Origin of the sequence: Pseudomonas sp. R62, assembly GCF_000257605.1 — a bacterium.
Classification (GTDB): Bacteria; Pseudomonadota; Gammaproteobacteria; order Pseudomonadales; family Pseudomonadaceae; genus Aquipseudomonas; species Aquipseudomonas atacamensis.
Map to the genome: position 1 here is coordinate 1 of NZ_AHZM01000820.1, position 2,286 is coordinate 2,286.

The window sequence follows — 2,286 nt, forward strand, 5'->3', positions numbered from 1 at the left end:
AGCGCCAGTTCGGTGGCGAGCACGTCGATGGCCAACAGCATGCCGTAGCGCGCCGCCGTCGGTTTGTAGATGAACGAGGTTTCTGCGCCTTGCAGCGGCAGCACGACGTCGGCCAGTTCGGCCAGTGGTGAATCGCCGCGAGTGATGGCGAGAATGCGCGCGCCGTAGTTGCGCGCCAGCTCCACGGTTTCCAAAAGCTCCGGGGTGATGCCGGTCAGCGAGCAGGCGATCAGCACTTGCTCGGCGTTCAAACTGGCGGCGGTGACGCGCATCATCACCGCGTCGTGGCACACCGCAATCGGGTAACCGAGGCGCACTAGGCGCACCTGCAATTCATCGCTGCACAGGGTTGAGCAACCGCCCATGCCGAACGCGTGAATCATCCGCGCCTGACCGAGTAATTTCACTGCGTCGGCGAAGCGCGATTCGTCGAAACCGGCCAGATGCTGGCGCAGGGTGGTTTCGATGTCGCCGACGATCTGCCCGTAGAACGCCGACTGCTCAGGCGTGCCCGCCGGGTCGAGAAACCGGCTGCCAACGCCGCTGGCCTGGGCCAGTTGCAGACGTAGATCACGCAGGTCGCGGCAGCCGACCGTGCGGGCAAAGCGCGACAGCGTGGCGGTGCTGACCTCGGCGCGTTGTGCGAGGTCTTCGAGGCTGGCGCTGGCGGCAAACCCGACATCGTCGAGCATCAACCGCGCAATGCGCCCCTCGCCGGCACTGAAGGAATCCTGGCGGGCGCGGATCTGGTAGAGGATGTCCATGGGCGGCGGGCTCCGGTTACAGCAGGTAGGAAAGGCCGACGGTCAGCGCGAAAGCGACCAGCGAAATCAGCGTCTCGAGCACGGTCCAGGTCTTGAACGTCTGCGCGACCGTCATGTTGAAGTATTCCTTGATCAACCAGAAGCCGCCGTCGTTGACGTGGGAAAAGATAACCGAGCCCGCGCCGGTCGCCAGCACCAAAAGCTCAGGATGTGGATAACCCAGACCGATGGCCACCGGCGCGACAACACCTGATGCGGTGGTCATCGCCACGGTGGCCGAGCCAGTGGCAACGCGCATCAGCGCGGCGAACAGCCAGCCCATGATCAGTGGCGACAAATGAAATTCATGGGCAAGGCCGACGATCTGATCGGTAACGCCGGCATCCACCAGAATCCGATTCAAGCCGCCGCCCGCGCCGACCAGCAAGGTGATGCTGGCGGTGGGCGCGAGGCATTCGTTGGTGAACTTGAGAATCGATTCGCGGTTGAAACCTTGGGCAATCCCTAGCGTCCAGAAGCTCAGCAAAGTCGCCAGCAACAGCGCGATCACCGAATTGCCGATGAACAGCAGGAATTGATTGAACGCGCTGCCGGGGGTGGAAATCAGGTTAGCCCAGCCGCCGATCAACATCAGCACCACCGGCAGCAGAATGGTCGCCATGGTAATGCCGAAACCCGGCAGTTTGTCGCGCGGTTCGCGGTCGAGAAATTGCTTTTCCAGCGGATTGTCCGTCGGCAATTGAATGCGCGGCACGATGAACTTGGCGTACAGCGGCCCGGCGATGATTGCGGTCGGAATGCCGATCGCGATCGCGTACAGCAAGGTCTGCCCGACCGAGGCCTGATAGGCCTGCACCGCGAGCATCGCCGCCGGGTGCGGCGGCACCAGCGCATGCACCACCGAGAGGCCGGCCACCATCGGCAGCCCGACCATCAGAATCGACACGCCGACGCGGCGCGCCACGGTGAAAGCGATTGGCACCAGCAAGACGAAACCGACTTCAAAGAACAGCGGCAAGCCGACCAGAAACGCGATGCAGACCATCGCCCAGTGCGCGTTCTTCTCACCGAATCGCTCGATCAGCGTGCGCGCCATCTGCTCGGCCCCGCCGGACTCGGCCATCATCTTGCCGAGCATCGTTCCCAACGCCACCACCAGCGCAATATGCCCCAACGTCTTGCCGACACCCGCCTCATACGCACCGACCACAGCCGACGGCGGCATCCCGGCCACCAGCGCCAGGCCCAGGGAAATCAGGGTGATGACAATGAACGGATTGAGCCGGTAACGGGCGATCAACACGATCAGCGCGATGATGGCCACGGCGGCGTAGACCAGCAGCCAATAGCCGAGGGAAGGCGTCATGCGGTACTCCTCGAAAGGGTCACGTTCGAATGGGTTGTGAAACTCATAAATCATTTCGAGATCGAGATTTCAAACCGCATGAAAGTAATTTTCGTGGAGAGACAAGAGGTGTCGCTGGTAGGTATGGGGTGTCGTGATTAATGAAAATCGGAGGGT

Annotated in this window: 2 protein-coding genes; both read right to left on the reverse strand. The window is 62.2% G+C overall.

All coding sequences use genetic code 11. From position 1 onward, the window contains the following. A partial coding sequence (locus OQK_RS00225) for a MurR/RpiR family transcriptional regulator (protein WP_016770588.1) occupies positions 1–764 on the reverse strand: 764 nt, incomplete at its 3' end. Between the two features lie 16 nt (positions 765–780). Next, positions 781–2,130 carry a GntP family permease gene (locus tag OQK_RS00230; protein ID WP_038860056.1) on the reverse strand — a complete coding sequence of 450 codons (1,350 nt, stop codon included), beginning with the start codon at positions 2,128–2,130 and terminating at the stop codon, positions 781–783. Between the last annotated feature and the right edge of the window lie 156 nt (positions 2,131–2,286).